Here is a 13,501-nt window from a genome sequence, read left to right as displayed (position 1 = left end):
CGGTGCGTCCAGGTCGCGTCCCGGTCGCGTCCCGGTCAGGCGGAGCGGACCTCGATGCCCTTGGTCGCGAGCCGCTCGGCGACGTGGGCGGGCAGTGGTGCGGCGGCGTACACGGTGCGGAGTTCCGGCAGGTCGAGCAGGTCGTCCCAGTTCTGCGGGTCGAAGCGGTCGTCCGAGCCGTCCCAGCCGGGGTGGACGTCCTGCAGGACCTCGAGGTCGGAGTCCACGGTGATCTCGGTGACGAGCGACAGGTGCGACGGCAGCAGGTCGAGGTCGTCGTAGTACTCGCGCGCTCGGTCGTCCTGCCCGTCGACGTCGAGGTCCTCGTCGGTCTCGTCCTCGGCGTCCGGGTCGTAGGGGTCGAGGACGTCGAGGTCGTAGCAGAGGACGTCGAGCACCAGGAGCTTCGCGTTGAAGTCCGCGAACTCGATGGGCTCCTCGGTGGTGTTCGACTGCTGGTCCATGGCCGGAGCGTATCCGTCGCCGAGGGACCGTGTTGCGATCGCGAGAAACCTTCCTGTGGGACTGGACAGAAAGGCATCCAGCGCGCAAGGGTGACGCATGGCCACCACCAAGACGGACCGCCCACAGCAGGAGCAGCACGAGCTCCGCCGGGTCATCGGTCCCAAGCTCCTGCTGCTCTTCATCGTCGGCGACATCCTCGGCACGGGTGTCTACGCGCTCACCGGCCAGGTCGCGGCCGAGGTCGGCGGGGCAGCGTGGCTCCCCTTCCTCATCGCGTTCGCGGTCGCGCTGCTGACGGCGTTCTCGTACCTCGAACTCGTGACGAAGTACCCCCAGACCGCCGGTGCCGCGCTCTACGTGCACAAGGCGTTCGGCATCCACTTCGTCACCTTCATCGTGACGTTCATCGTGATGTGTTCCGGGATCACGTCGGCGTCGACGGCATCGCGGGCGTTCGCGGCGAACCTCGGCGCCGGGTTCGGCATCGAGCTGCCGAACGGCGTGGTGATGCTCATCGCGATGGGCTTCATGCTCGCGGTGATGTTCATCAACTTCCGCGGGGTGAGCGAGAGCGTCAAGACGAACGTCGTGCTGACCCTCGTCGAGCTGTCCGGTCTCGTCATGGTGATCCTGATCGGGTTCTGGGCGATCGCGGGCGGCAACGCGGACTTCTCGCGGGTCGTGATGTTCGAGACGCCGGAGGACAAGTCCCTGCTGCTGTCGATCAGCACCGCGACGTCGCTGGCGTTCTTCGCGATGGTCGGGTTCGAGGACTCGGTCAACATGGCCGAGGAGACCAAGGACCCCTCGCGCATCTTCCCGAAGATCATGCTCACCGGCCTCGGCATCACCGCGGTGATCTACGTCCTCGTGTCGATCTGCGCCGTGGCCGTCGTGCCGATCGGTGAGCTGGCCGGCAACGAGACCCCGCTCGTCACCGTCGTGCAGACCGCCGCGCCGGACTTCCCGATCGCCGACCTGCTGCCCTTCATCTCGATGTTCGCCGTCGCCAACACGGCCCTGATCAACATGATGATGGCGTCGCGCCTGCTCTACGGCATGAGCAAGCAGGGCGTGCTGCCGGGCTTCCTGTCCCGCATCTCCCCCGCCCGTCGCACCCCGTCGACCGCGATCGTCTTCACCACGCTCATCTCGCTGCTGCTGATCGGGTGGGTCTCGCTCGACCCCGACTCCCCCATCGTCGTCGTCCTCGGTGGCACAACCTCGCTGTTGCTGCTGACGGTGTTCGCCGTCGTGAACGTGACCGTGCTCGTGCTGCGCCGCGACAAGGTCGACCACAAGCACTTCCGCGCGGGCGTCATCATCCCGGTCATCGGCATCATCACGTGCCTCTGGCTCGTCCTGCCGTTCTCGTCCGGTCGTGACCCGCAGCAGTACCAGATCGCCGGCGCGCTGCTGGCCCTGGGCGTGCTGCTCTGGATCCTGACCTGGTTCACCCACGGACGGAAGCAGGCCGAGAAGGCCCCGACCGGACTCGTGACGGAGCCGACGAAGGTGCAGCGCCCGCCGCACGACCACCGCGACGTCTGATGGACGCGACCAGTGTCATCTGGACCGTCGTCATCGCGGTGATCGCCGCGCTGTCCCTGTCCGCCGGAGGCTGGCGCCTGCGTCGGGGTCGGCAGGACGGTCGACGCGAGCGCTGACTGCGGTGCACGAACGACCCGTGACGGTTCTGGTTCGCGAAGCCCCCGCTTCGTGCACCAGAACCGTCACTGGTGAAGCGTGCGATCACGGCGGGCCGCCGCAGGCTTCCCAGGAGGCGCCCGTACGCTCGTGCTGCTCTTCCCGCTCCGCCCGCCCAGCACCCGCCCAGCCCCTCGAGAGGTCCCGTCATGCGCCGTGTCGGCATCACCCTCGCCTCGGTGTTCGGCGCCGGGATCGTGGCGGTCGGCATCGGCGTGGTCGTCCTCGTGGTGATCGCGGTCAACTCGCTCGCCGGCATCGCGAAGTCGAGCGCCGCCACCCCGACGCCCGCGTGCCCGGCCGTCGCCTCGAAGACGATCGGCGGGATGGTCGTGCCGGCCGGCCCCGTCGGCGGCTTCTGCCAGGACCGCCTGGTGAACGCCGCACACGTGATCGAAGCCGCCCAGGCGCTCGGCATCGGCCCCCACACGCAGGCCGTCGGGGTGATGACCGCGATCGGCGAGTCGAGCCTGGTGAACCTGGACCACGGCGACGCCGCGGGCCCGGACAGCCGCGGCCTGTTCCAGCAGCGCGACAACGGCGCCTGGGGCACGTACGAGCAGCGGATGGACCCGTACAAGGCCGCGACGATGTTCTACACGAAGCTCGTGAAGGTCCCCGGCTGGAAGACGATGAGCCCGACGCAGATGGCGCACGCGGTGCAGATCAACTCCGACCCGGACCACTACGCGAAGTCGTGGCCGCAGGCGAAGGCGATCGTCGAGGAGCTCACCGGCCAGGACGTGCCGGACGCCGCTCCCCAGGGCTGACCGCTCACGAGGCCACCGCCTGCGTCTCCTCGTCGAACTCGACGATCGCGGCTCCCCCGGAGTGCACGACGACCTGGGCCCGGAGCCGGACCGACTGCTCGTCGAGGGCACATGCGCAGGCGTCGACCCACTCCCAGTCCACCGGGTAGAGCCGGTCGGCGTCGGGGCGTTCCCACACGAGCACGACGTCGACGGCCCCGAGCTGCGCCACGATGTCGGCGATCAGGGCCGCGAAGTCGTCGACGTGTTCGTCCGGGGAGTACGGCAGGTCGGCGATCGGCAGCAGGAACGGGATCGACATCCCGCGGTCGTCGAGGAACAGCACCCAGCACTGTGGGCGCAGCGGCCGTTCGACGACGGCTTCGACGAGTCGGACGACGTCGTCGTCGGTGCGGACGGGTTCACGGATCAGGCGGTCGAGCATCTCGGTGTCAGGCATGGCTCCAGCGTGGCGAACCGGAAGCCACCGCCCGAGGCGCGGTCCGGGGTCTGTGGAGAGCCGCTCCACGAACCCAGCCTGTGAGGGAAGAGTCCCTCAGATGCCGTGCGTGACCGAGCTGTCGACGAGCAGCAGCGAGGCGAAGAACACCGCGACGATCGCCGCCATGCCGACGAGCACCACCGGCCAGGTCAGCCGACGTCGCACGAGCCGCAGGACGCAGACCGCGATCGTCGCGACCAGCACCGCAGCCACGATGATCGGTCCCACGACGACGACCGAGTCACCCAGCGTCTCGTTGCAGGTGTTGCCCGGCGCCGCGCACGACACGAACGCCAGCGACATGAGCCTGATCCCCCACCCCGCTGCCAACGCACCGACCGTGAGCACGACGAGCAGCGCGGTGGACGCGACCACGTCCGCGACGCGAGCGCGTCCTGCCAGGGGGTGCCGGGCCTCCCGACCGAAGCGCGCCGGGCCGGACCCGAGCGGATCGGGACCCGACGCAGGACCCGCCCCAGGACCCGTCCCGGGGGCCGGGCCGGTCTGCCGCGCGGGCGCGCCCATCAGGAGCGCCGGCCGCGCGTCGACCAGAGGGCGAGCGCGATGAGGACGGGCTGACCGAACAGGCGGACGAAGCGCTTCGCGTCGCTATCCAGACCGAAGGCGTCGCGACGGTTGACCCACTGCGACAGGTTGCCGGGGAAGATCACCGTGAAGAACAGCGCCGCGACCGAGCCGACGAAGCGGCGGGCCGGCTTCGGGGCGAGCACCAGGGCCGAGCCGAGCGTGATCTCCGCGACCCCCGACGCGAGCACCGTCGTGTCGTCGTCCAGCGGGACGAACTCGGGCACCTGCGCCGTGAACTCCTTGCGCGCGAAGGTGAGGTGACTCGTGCCCGCGACGACGAGGGCCAGGCCGAGCAGGACGCGGAAGAAGGAACGCATGCCTCCATGGTGCCCGTTCCCGCGACCGGGTGCCCGCGCTGCGCGACTCGGACGTGTTCGAAGCGAGGTTCACTCGCTAACATGCGGTCCATGGGAGCAGTCGCTCGAGACCACGAACCGCCGGCAGCTCCGGCGACCTTCGCGGTGGTGCTCGGACCGGTCGCGTTCTACCTCGGCATCATCGTGCCCGCGCAGTCGACCGTGCAGCACGTGTTGCTCGGTGCGGTGTTCGGGCTGGTCTGCGTGCTCAGTGGCTGGCGGGCGATCCGGATCGCCGGTCGTCGCCGGGCCGTGCAGGTGTGGTCGTGGATCGGCATCGTGATCGGGAGCGTCGGGCTCGTCATGCTCATCTGGCAGGTGCTGGTGATCGTGACCGGGGGCACGTTCCCGCCGCCGTTCTGGTCGCCGTACGCCAACCGCTGACGCGGTCCGGCCGGGAGGCCCGGGTCGGGTCCGCCCCGTCGCGCGCGGAACGGGTCGGTCCGGGTCAGGGCCGCCCCGCCCGACGACGCCGGGTCACCAGCCGAGCGTGCCGGGCGCGCCCTTGAACGGTCCGACGATGTCCGCCGTGATCCAGCCGCCGTAGAAGTCGCCGTCCTGCGCCTGGACCCGTTCGCCACCGACCTCGCACGAGTCCATCGCCGACGGGTAGATCGCGACGCGTTCCCGCAGCGACTCGTAGCCGGGCACGGGCGTCGGGTAGTTCCAGGCGGCGCGGCTCGCGACCGTCCCGTCACCGCCGACGACGTCGAAGTAGCGCGCCAGGCCCTTGAACTCGCACATGCTCGAACCCGGTGCCTTGACCAACGCACCCTCGGCCAGGTCGGCCATCGGCAGGTAGTAGACCGGCGGGTGCGAGGTCTCGAGCACGCGGACGGCGTCGGTCGTGTCGGCGACGACCGTACCGCCGAGACGGACGACGACGCGTGCGGTGACCCGCTCGACGGCGGGCGGGCGGGGATAGTCCCAGACGGACTCCTGGCCGGGGCCAGGCTCGGTCCTCTTCGGGTGGCGCATGCTCCAGGTGTACGCCCGGTGCCTGCGGTGCAGCCGCGTGCGTGCGCGGGCGGGTCGGGCCGTTCTTTCGCGCTGAGCGACAGTTCGCGGGTCCGGCGGCGCGGGAAGTGTCGCCCAGCGCGAAACGTCGCCCGTGCGCACGATCGTCTCCGGGTGCACCATGGGCGGGTGACGACGACGACACGCACCCTGTTCCGACGGAAGCCCATCGACACGATCGATGACGAGGCCGGGGGCGAGGGCGGCCTGAAACGGCACCTCGGCCTGTGGCAGCTCACCGCGATCGGCATCGGCGGCATCATCGGCGCCGGCATCTTCACCCTCGCCGGCACCGTCGCGAACGGCGTCGCCGGACCCGCGGTGCTGATCAGCTTCCTGGTCGCCGGGGTCGCGAGCGCCGCCGCCGCGTTGTCGTACGCCGAGTTCGCCGGGCTCATCCCGAAGGCCGGCAGCGCGTACACGTACGGCTACGCGGTGCTCGGCGAGATCGTCGGGTGGTTCATCGGCTGGGACCTGCTGCTCGAGTACACCGCGATCGTGGCGGTGGTCGCGATCGGCATCTCCGGCTACGTCGGGTTCCTGGTCGGTCAGTTCGGCATCGACCTGCCGGCCTGGATGCTCGGCGCACCCGGTACCGGTGACGGCCACGTGATCGACGTCTTCGCGATCGCGCTGTGCCTGCTCACCGCGTTCGTGCTCACGCGCGGCATCCGGAGCGCCGCCCGGTTCGAGTTCGTCGCCGTCGGCATCAAGGTGGCGCTCGTCGTGCTCATCGTCGTGCTCGGCGTGTTCCACATCAACAGCGCGAACTACTCCCCGTACTTCCCGTTCGGCTTCGGCGGCGTGATGACCGGTGCCGCGACCGTGTTCTTCGCCGTGTTCGGCTACGACGCCATGTCCACCGCGGCCGAGGAGTCCACCGACGCCCGCAAGCACATGCCGAAGGCGATCCTGCTGTCCCTCGGCATCTCGATGGTGCTGTACGTCCTGGCGACGCTCGTGCTCACCGGGATGCAGAAGTACACCGACATCGACCCGGCGTCGGGCTTCTCGTCGGCGTTCGCGTCGGTCGGGCTCGGCGGTGTCGCCAACGTCATCGCGATCGGTGCCATCGTCGGCATCGTCACGGTGCTGGTGACGTTCATGCTCGGTGCCTCGCGCGTCTGGTTCTCGATGAGCCGTGACGGCCTGATGCCGAAGTGGTTCGCGAAGACCGACCCGAAGCGGCACGTGCCGACCCGGGTGACGTGGATCCTCGGCATCGCGTCGGCGATCCTGGCCGGGGTGCTGCCGATCGGTGTCGTCGCGGAGCTCACGAACATCGGCATCCTGCTCGCGTTCGTGGTGGTGTGCTCGGCTGTGGTGGTGCTGCGCTATCGGCAGCCTGACCTGGACCGCCAGTTCCGGCTGCCGTTCATGCCGGTCATCCCGATCATCGGCGTCATCGCGTCGCTGTGGCTCGTCACGTTCCTGCAGTGGGAGACGTGGGTGCGGTTCGCGATCTGGTTCGCGATCGGGCTCGGCGTGTACTTCGGGTACTCGCGGAAGCACAGCAAGCTGGCCGAGCCAGCGAAGCGCTGAGCGCGGCAGCCGACGCCGGCAGCGCCCACGCCCACGCCCACGCCCCTCAGCGCCGCAACGTGTCCCGCGGGTACTCCCCGAACCGGTTCGCGTACACCGAGGCGAACCGCCCCATGTGCGCGAAGCCCCACCGCCGGGCGACGTCCGCCACCGAGGTGGCCTGCGGGTCCAGGATCCGCAGTTCCTCGTGCACCCGTCCGAGCCGCACCTCGCGCAGGTACGTCATCGGCGAGCGCTCGAACGCCCGCTGGAACGACTCCTGGATCCCTCGGATGCTCAGCCCCGCGGCCTGCGCGATGTCGGCGACGGTGAGCGGTTCGTGGGCGTGTGCCTGGATGAACTCGACCGCTGCACGGAGCCGTCCGTCACTCCGGGTGCCGTAGCCCGCGGGGAACCGCTCGGCCTGCAGCGGGTACATGCGGAACAGGGCCCGGGCGACGTCACGCTGCGCCTCGTGCCAGGCGAGGGACTCGTCGCCCTCCTCGCGCAGCGCACGGAGCGCGCCGGACACGGCGGTCCGCCACAGGCCGACGGCGGTCAGGTTCGGCGCGGCCGTGGTGTCGAACGCCATGGTGCCGTCGACCAGGTGGTCCTCGGCGGCGACGTCGAGCACCAGGTCACGGCGCAGGTGCACCAGGCGCTGGTCCCAGTCCTGGTACTCCATCTCGAAGCGGCGCTCGACGGGGAACAGCGTCGGGACGCCGGGCTGCATGCGGACCTCGTCGCGGCCGACGTCGACGCGGGCCTCGCCGCGTTCGAGCCACTGGACGACGACCTCGCCCTCGGTGGCGACGTCACCGCGCAGGTAGCCGTGCATCTGGGAACGGCGGACGCTCAGCCGTTCGTCACCGACACCGACGTACTTGAACCAGTAGTCCTGGTCGAGGGCTCGGGAGTACCAGGCCTTGCCCGCGTACATGCCGGCGAGCGAGCTGATGGCTTCGTCGGTGTCTTGGCCGGCCACGGCGACGAGCGAACGTGGCTGGGCGGGCCGTGCAGCAGGATCGGAACCCGGAGCGGGCGCCTGCGACTCCGTCGTGTCGGTCATGGGAACACCTCTCTCTCCTGGAGCAGAGCGGTGTGGTCACCTCCGGGTGGTCCCCGGCCTGCCCTCTCACGCTAGGGAGCAGTGGGTGGACGTACAACCGGGTTGCGCTCTGCGGCCTAACGGCCGGTCCAGCGAACCCAGCCGTGCACTTGAGCGGCGGCGCTCTCGAAGGACGAGTGCCCGCCGGTCAACGAGTGGTCCGGGGAATCGACGGTGTACGTGTCCGTCCGGGTGATGTCGCACACGACCTCGGCGTCGATCCATCCGTTCCAGTGGTCGGCTGAGTCGCGTACCCACCGCAGTCGGTCCGGCATGCGTTTCCAATCGGTTCCTTGGACCACAGTCGTCGCGCTCCGAGTTGGACGGTAGTCCTGTCAGATGTCCGTCGCACAGGGTGGCGGCCCGGATCGTCGGTGGCGACTGGCACGATGGTCCCGTGCCTGCTGCCCCGATGATCGACGCCGTCGACGTCATCCGCTTCGTGGGGCCGCAGACCTTCGGCCGCGCACGCGACGTCGTCCGCGCCGGCCTGGTCGACGACGCCACCTGGCACGACGACGACGGCACGGTCACCGCGGTCGTGTCCGGCACCGCCGACGACCCGTACGAACTCCGCGTCGACACCACCCCGGCGCGCGGCGACTTCGTCCGCCCGGTCCGCAGCACCTGCAGCTGCCCGCTCGGCGGCGACTGCAAGCACGTCGCGGCCGCGCTCCTCACCATCAACGCCCGCGCCCTCGCCGCGAACGCCGGCCCACGCCCGGAAACGCCGGCTCCGCCGCCCTCGGACTGGAGGCACGACCTCGCCCGCCTCGCCGGTGACGACGAGCGGGCGCCCACCCCGCAGGGCACCCGGATGGGACTGCAGTTCGAGTTGCGTGACGCGGTCCCCGCCAAGCTCGCCTCGCGCGCCCGTGCCGCCGGCCGCGCCCTGCCGGCGCCGTCCCGCAGCGTGCGGCTCGGGGTCCGTCCGGTGACCCGCAGCGACGCCGGCAACTGGGTGCGCGGGCAGCTGACCTGGGGCACGCTCCCCTACTCGCAGAACCGGCTCGGCGTCGGTGCCGAGCAGCACGCCTGGTTCCTCCAGCTCGCCGCCCTGCACCGCGCCGGGCAGCTCGCGGGCCTGCCGGGTGAGAGCGACTGGCTGCACCTCGACGACTTCCGGAGCCCCCTGCTCTGGCCGCTCCTGCAGCAGGCCGCGGCGCTCGACATCGAGTTCGTCACCGGCAAGCGCGAGGGCGGTGCGGTGCTCGGCACGCAGGCCCAGGTGCTGCTCGACGTCGCCCGGCATGACGACGCCGTGGTGATCGGCGCGAGTGCCGTGCTCGACGGCCGGCCCGTGGTGCCCGGAGCGGCGCGGATGATCGGCGACCACGGCGTCTACGTGTTCCGCGAGAGCCCCGAGTTCACAGTGGCCGTCGCCCCGACCCCGGCACCGGTGCCCGAGGACCAGCGCCGCATGCTCGTCGAGGGCACCCGGATCACCGTGCCGACCGCCGAGGTCGACGAGTTCCTGGCCGACTGGTCACCCCGGCTGCGTGGTGCCCTCGGCCTGGTCAGCTCCGACGGCTCGGTGGAGCTGCCGGAGCGCACCCCGCCGGAGCTCGTGCTCACCGCGACCTTCGAGCCGGCCCGCGCCCCGCGCACCGACGACCGCGTGCACCTGCACTGGCGCTGGCACGTCGACGGCCGGAAGGACCCGGTGTCCCTGCACGGCCCGCTCCCCGACCTGTCCGGGCTCCGTGCCGCCGACGATCCGACGGGCACCGGCGACTATCCCGTCGCGGACCCGGCCGTGGCGGTGGAGCCGACCGCGTCGACGACGCCGGCCGACGACGCGACGCAGGCCGGGCCTCCCGTCCGCACTGCCGGACCCGGTGGCGGGCTGGACTGGTTCCAGGACGGCACCGTCGACGGGGCCGACGTCGCGGTGTTCGCGAACGAGTTCCTGCCCGAGCTGCCGTCGCACGGCGTCCGCACGGTCGTGCAGGGCGAGCGGCTCGACTACGAGCGGTTGAGCGGGCGGCCGCACATCCGTGTCACGACGATGCCGTCGGACAAGCACGACTGGTTCGACCTCGGCATCATCGTCAGCGTCAACGGCAAGCAGATCCCCTTCACGCCGCTGCTCACCGCGCTCGCGGGTCGGCAGCGACGGCTCAAGCTCGTCGACAACTCGTACCTGTCGCTGGCCGACCCCGCGTTCGACCGGCTCAAGGAGCTCATCGACGAGGCCCGCGACCTGGACGAGTGGGAGCCCGACCAGCCGATCGCCGTCACACCGCTGCACGCCGGGCTGTGGACCGAGTTCGACCTGCTGGCCGACGAGACCTCGCACGACGAGCGGTGGCAGGCGATCACCTCGGGGCTGCTCGGGGCGACTCCCCCGGGTGACGTCCCCGTGCCGGACACCGTGCACGCCGACCTGCGGCCGTACCAGCACGCCGGGTACGCGTGGCTGTCGTTCCTGGTGACGCACGGCATCGGTGGGGTACTCGCCGACGACATGGGCCTCGGCAAGACGCTGCAGGTGCTCGCGATGGTCGCCGCCCGTCGTGACGCGGAGCCCGACGCGCCCCCGTTCCTGGTCGTCGCCCCGACCTCGGTCGTCGGCAACTGGGCCGCCGAGGCAGCGAAGTTCGTGCCGTCGCTGCGGGTCGCGACGGTGACCTCGACGTCGTTGAAGGACCCGGGGCTCGTCGCCCGGACCGCCGCAGCGTCGGACATCGTCGTCACCTCGTACGCGCTGCTCCGACTCGACGCCCGCGCCTGGACCGACCTGCCGTGGTCGGCGCTGGTGCTCGACGAGGCCCAGTTCGTGAAGAACCCGCAGTCCCAGACCCACCGCGTGGCCTCGGAGCTGCAGGCACCGGTGAAGTTCGCGATCACCGGCACCCCGCTCGAGAACGGGCTGACGGACCTGTGGGCGCTGTTCCACATCGTCGCGCCCGGGCTGCTGTCCACCTGGACCCGGTTCGGCGACGACTACGTGAAGCCCCTCGCCTCGCCCGAACTCCGCGGCGAGGCCCGGCAGGAGCTCACCGGGCGGCTGCGCCGACGGATCCGGCCGCTCATGCTCCGCCGCACGAAGGAAGCCGTCGCGGCCGACCTGCCGCCGAAGCAGGAGCAGGTCGTCCGGGTCACGCTCGACCCCGCGCACCGGGAGCTGTACGAGCGCACGCTGAACCGGGAGCGCTTGAAGGTCCTCGACCTGATCGACGACCTGTCGAAGAACCGGATGATCGTGTTCCGGTCGCTGACGCTGCTGCGGATGCTCGCGCTGTCGCCGGCGCTGGTGTCGTCCGGGTCGTCGTCGTCGGACTCGGACGTCACGTCGGGCTCGACCCCGATCCCCTCCGCCAAGCTCGACCTGCTGCTCGACGAACTCGAACAGCTCGCGGCAGAGGGGCGTCGCGCCCTGGTGTTCAGCCAGTTCACCTCGTTCCTGCGGATGGTGTCCGACGCCCTCGACGCCCGGGGCATCGGCTACGAGTACCTCGACGGCTCCACCCGCAAGCGCCCGGAGGTCATCGAGCGCTTCCGGCAGGGCACCGCCCCGGCGTTCCTCATCTCGTTGAAGGCCGGCGGGTTCGGGCTCACCCTGACCGAGGCGGACACCGTGTTCGTCCTCGACCCGTGGTGGAACCCCGCCGCCGAGTCCCAGGCCGTCGACCGCACGCACCGCATCGGGCAGACCCGGTCGGTCAGCGTCCAACGGTTCATCGCCGAGGACACCATCGAGGAGAAGGTCCTCGCCCTCGCCGCGCGCAAGGCCGAGCTGTTCGCCACGATGATCGACGACGACGCCCTGTTCGCCGACGACCTGACCGCCGACGACATCCGCTCCCTGCTGACCTGACCCGCCGCCCGCGCCCCTGTTCGACCCGCGCCACGTTCCGCCCCGCACCACCTGGAGCCCCACCGCATGACGTCCCGCCGACGCCGCAGCCGCATCACCCTGACCTCCGTCCTCGTCGTCCTGGCCCTCGCCGTCGGCGGGTACGCACTCGACGCGTCCGGTGTCCTCGGGCCGGACGCCGACGCGGCGGGCACGACCGCTGCGGGCGGCCCCACGGCCGGGGAGACGACCACGATCGGACCGCAGCAGGCGTCGTCGGGGGCGAGCCCCGCCTCCAGTCCGACCGTCAGCCGCGGAACCGACGCCGACGCGGTCCGCGCACGCACCCAGCTGGCCGACCTGCCCGTCAAGGGCAAGGCAGCCGGCACCGGCTACGACCGCACCGGTGACTTCGGCAGCGCCTGGCTCGACGTCGACCACAACGGGTGCGACACCCGGAACGACGTCCTCGCGCGCGACCTCGCCGACATCACCCGCGAGGGCCGCTGCAAGGTGCTCACCGGCACCCTCGTCTCGCCGTACACGGGTGCGACGGTGGACTTCGTGCGCGGCAACACGACCTCGACCCTCGTGCAGATCGACCACGTCGTCGCGCTCGAGAACGCCTGGCGCACCGGAGCGCAGCGGCTCACCGAGGCCGAGCGGCAGGCGCTGGCGAACGACCCGGTGAACCTGTTCGCCGTCGACGGCCGGTCCAACTCGCAGAAGGGCTCCGGCGACGCGGCGACCTGGCTCCCGGCGAACAAGGCGTTCCGCTGCACCTACATCGAGCACCAGGTCACGGTGAAGGCGAAGTACCGCCTTTGGGTGGCTCCAGCGGAGCGGGACGCGATGGTGCGGGTGCTGGACGCCTGCTGACGTCGGGCGGGTCCGGCGCCGCTGGGTGTCGGCTCGGAGGCCCGGCGCACCTCCGCCCCGCGTGGCAGGCTGCGGGCATGGCTGAGCAACTCACGGTCCCACAGGCGTTCGCGCTCCTGCAGGTCGAGCCCGACGGCCGCAAGTCCCTCGACGGGCAGACGCTGGACACCGGTCTCGCGGGTGCGGTCCTCGCCGACCTCGCACTCCGCGGTGCCATCTCGCTGCAGGACGGCCTGGTCACCGTCGTCAACGGCGCCGCCACGGGCGACCCGGTGCTCGACGGCGTCGTCGGGTCGATCGCGGCATCCGGTGCACCGCGCAAGGCGAAGTGGTGGGTGAGCCGACTCGGCAAGCAGCGGCTGCGCGACGACGTGTTCGCCGGCCTCGTCGCCAGGGGCATCATCAGCGTCGAGCAGGGCAAGGTGCTCGGCCTCTTCCCCACCACGAAGCACCCGGAGCGGGACGGAGCCCCGGAGGCACTGCTGCGTTCCGGCATCGGGGACGTGCTGGCTGGCCGGGCAGGACCCACGCCGTTCTCCGCCGCGGTCATCGGCCTGCTCGACGCGACGAACACCCTGCGCAAGCAGTTCGGCGCCGTCGACAAGGACCTGGTGAAGGAGATCACCTCGGGCACCTGGGCGAGCCCGGCGGTGAAGGCCGTGCTCGAGGAGATCGAGGCCGCGACGATCGTCGTGATCATGGCTGCGACCATGGCAACGACGACGTCGATCGTGACGAGCTGAGGCCGGCAGCGTGATGGGGCGCCCGGACGCCTGCTGTTTCCACTCTTAAACGACAGGTGTAGTCTAG

13 protein-coding genes are annotated in these 13,501 nt (G+C 70.9%); 7 read left to right on the top strand and 6 right to left on the bottom strand.

What is annotated here, in order from left to right; translation table 11 throughout:
* Positions 1-35: 35 nt before the first annotated feature.
* Positions 36-464 carry a DUF6892 domain-containing protein gene (locus HP445_RS14085; RefSeq protein WP_111023826.1) on the bottom strand — a complete coding sequence of 143 codons (429 nt, stop codon included), beginning with the start codon at positions 462-464 and terminating at the stop codon, positions 36-38.
* A gap of 97 nt (positions 465-561) precedes the next feature.
* Here HP445_RS14085 and HP445_RS14080 point away from each other — a divergent pair, with 97 nt between their 5' ends.
* Together HP445_RS14080 and HP445_RS14075 are read left to right on the top strand one after the other, a co-directional pair.
* Positions 562-2,016, top strand: coding sequence for an APC family permease (locus HP445_RS14080; RefSeq protein WP_071404196.1), 1,455 nt, complete (start codon positions 562-564; stop codon positions 2,014-2,016).
* A 305-nt stretch (positions 2,017-2,321) separates the two neighbouring features.
* On the top strand, positions 2,322-2,942 hold the full coding sequence (locus HP445_RS14075; RefSeq protein ID WP_128779641.1) for a hypothetical protein: 621 nt from the start codon (positions 2,322-2,324) through the stop codon (positions 2,940-2,942).
* Positions 2,943-2,946: 4 nt separating this feature from the next.
* Here the strand turns inward: HP445_RS14075 and HP445_RS14070 are convergent, their stop codons facing one another.
* The 3 genes from HP445_RS14070 to HP445_RS14060 form a co-directional block, all read right to left on the bottom strand.
* Positions 2,947-3,381 carry a hypothetical protein gene (locus tag HP445_RS14070; RefSeq protein ID WP_128779640.1) on the bottom strand — a complete coding sequence of 145 codons (435 nt, stop codon included), beginning with the start codon at positions 3,379-3,381 and terminating at the stop codon, positions 2,947-2,949.
* Positions 3,382-3,477: 96 nt separating this feature from the next.
* Positions 3,478-3,948: a DUF6264 family protein gene (locus HP445_RS14065; RefSeq protein WP_241660337.1), complete on the bottom strand. Its 471-nt coding sequence runs from the start codon at positions 3,946-3,948 to the stop codon at positions 3,478-3,480.
* Positions 3,948-4,328 carry a DoxX family protein gene (locus HP445_RS14060; RefSeq protein ID WP_128779639.1) on the bottom strand — a complete coding sequence of 127 codons (381 nt, stop codon included), beginning with the start codon at positions 4,326-4,328 and terminating at the stop codon, positions 3,948-3,950. The genes HP445_RS14065 and HP445_RS14060 overlap by 1 nt, the downstream gene beginning before the upstream one ends.
* 90 nt (positions 4,329-4,418) lie before the next feature.
* Between HP445_RS14060 and HP445_RS14055 the strand changes: the two genes are divergently transcribed.
* Complete coding sequence (locus tag HP445_RS14055; protein ID WP_128779638.1) at positions 4,419-4,751, top strand: hypothetical protein; 333 nt, start codon at positions 4,419-4,421, stop codon at positions 4,749-4,751.
* Between the two features lie 93 nt (positions 4,752-4,844).
* Here HP445_RS14055 and HP445_RS14050 read toward each other — a convergent pair whose 3' ends face one another.
* Positions 4,845-5,345, bottom strand: a complete 501-nt coding sequence (locus HP445_RS14050) for a DUF427 domain-containing protein (RefSeq protein ID WP_071247210.1) — start codon at positions 5,343-5,345, stop codon at positions 4,845-4,847.
* Positions 5,346-5,513: 168 nt separating this feature from the next.
* On the opposite strand from HP445_RS14050, the gene HP445_RS14045 reads away from it, so the two are divergent.
* Positions 5,514-6,926, top strand: coding sequence for an amino acid permease (locus HP445_RS14045; RefSeq protein ID WP_110865115.1), 1,413 nt, complete (start codon positions 5,514-5,516; stop codon positions 6,924-6,926).
* A 46-nt stretch (positions 6,927-6,972) separates the two neighbouring features.
* On the opposite strand, the gene HP445_RS14040 is transcribed toward HP445_RS14045, so the two are convergent.
* Positions 6,973-7,974 carry an AraC family transcriptional regulator gene (locus tag HP445_RS14040; RefSeq protein WP_128779637.1) on the bottom strand — a complete coding sequence of 334 codons (1,002 nt, stop codon included), beginning with the start codon at positions 7,972-7,974 and terminating at the stop codon, positions 6,973-6,975.
* A gap of 436 nt (positions 7,975-8,410) precedes the next feature.
* Here HP445_RS14040 and HP445_RS14035 point away from each other — a divergent pair, with 436 nt between their 5' ends.
* The 3 genes from HP445_RS14035 to HP445_RS14025 all read left to right on the top strand — a co-directional run bounded on the left by HP445_RS14035 (position 8,411) and on the right by HP445_RS14025 (position 13,434).
* Positions 8,411-11,833, top strand: coding sequence for a DEAD/DEAH box helicase (locus HP445_RS14035; RefSeq protein ID WP_128779636.1), 3,423 nt, complete (start codon positions 8,411-8,413; stop codon positions 11,831-11,833).
* A 66-nt stretch (positions 11,834-11,899) separates the two neighbouring features.
* A complete protein-coding gene (locus HP445_RS14030; protein WP_206647583.1) occupies positions 11,900-12,691 on the top strand; it encodes an HNH endonuclease family protein in 792 nt (263 codons plus the stop codon).
* Between the two features lie 77 nt (positions 12,692-12,768).
* Entirely contained in the window at positions 12,769-13,434 is a 666-nt protein-coding gene (locus HP445_RS14025) for a GOLPH3/VPS74 family protein (protein WP_128779635.1), read from the top strand.
* Positions 13,435-13,501: the final 67 nt, after the last annotated feature.

The organism is Curtobacterium flaccumfaciens (assembly GCF_013359815.1).
Taxonomy (GTDB): Bacteria; Actinomycetota; Actinomycetes; order Actinomycetales; family Microbacteriaceae; genus Curtobacterium; species Curtobacterium flaccumfaciens.
The sequence above is the reverse complement of the archived record's forward strand: the minus strand, read 5'-3'. Positions and strand labels throughout refer to the sequence as shown.

Bases quoted from the DNA above. Each gene is read 5' to 3' on its own strand.
- HP445_RS14085 (WP_111023826.1), bottom strand. From the start codon at position 464: ATGGACCAGCAGTCGAACACCACCGAGGAGCCCATCGAGTTCGCGGAC.
- HP445_RS14080 (WP_071404196.1), top strand. From the start codon at position 562: ATGGCCACCACCAAGACGGACCGCCCACAGCAGGAGCAGCACGAGCTC.
- HP445_RS14075 (WP_128779641.1), top strand. From the start codon at position 2,322: ATGCGCCGTGTCGGCATCACCCTCGCCTCGGTGTTCGGCGCCGGGATC.
- HP445_RS14070 (WP_128779640.1), bottom strand. From the start codon at position 3,381: ATGCCTGACACCGAGATGCTCGACCGCCTGATCCGTGAACCCGTCCGC.
- HP445_RS14065 (WP_241660337.1), bottom strand. From the start codon at position 3,948: ATGGGCGCGCCCGCGCGGCAGACCGGCCCGGCCCCCGGGACGGGTCCT.
- HP445_RS14060 (WP_128779639.1), bottom strand. From the start codon at position 4,328: ATGCGTTCCTTCTTCCGCGTCCTGCTCGGCCTGGCCCTCGTCGTCGCG.
- HP445_RS14055 (WP_128779638.1), top strand. From the start codon at position 4,419: ATGGGAGCAGTCGCTCGAGACCACGAACCGCCGGCAGCTCCGGCGACC.
- HP445_RS14050 (WP_071247210.1), bottom strand. From the start codon at position 5,345: ATGCGCCACCCGAAGAGGACCGAGCCTGGCCCCGGCCAGGAGTCCGTC.
- HP445_RS14040 (WP_128779637.1), bottom strand. From the start codon at position 7,974: ATGACCGACACGACGGAGTCGCAGGCGCCCGCTCCGGGTTCCGATCCT.
- HP445_RS14030 (WP_206647583.1), top strand. From the start codon at position 11,900: ATGACGTCCCGCCGACGCCGCAGCCGCATCACCCTGACCTCCGTCCTC.
- HP445_RS14025 (WP_128779635.1), top strand. From the start codon at position 12,769: ATGGCTGAGCAACTCACGGTCCCACAGGCGTTCGCGCTCCTGCAGGTC.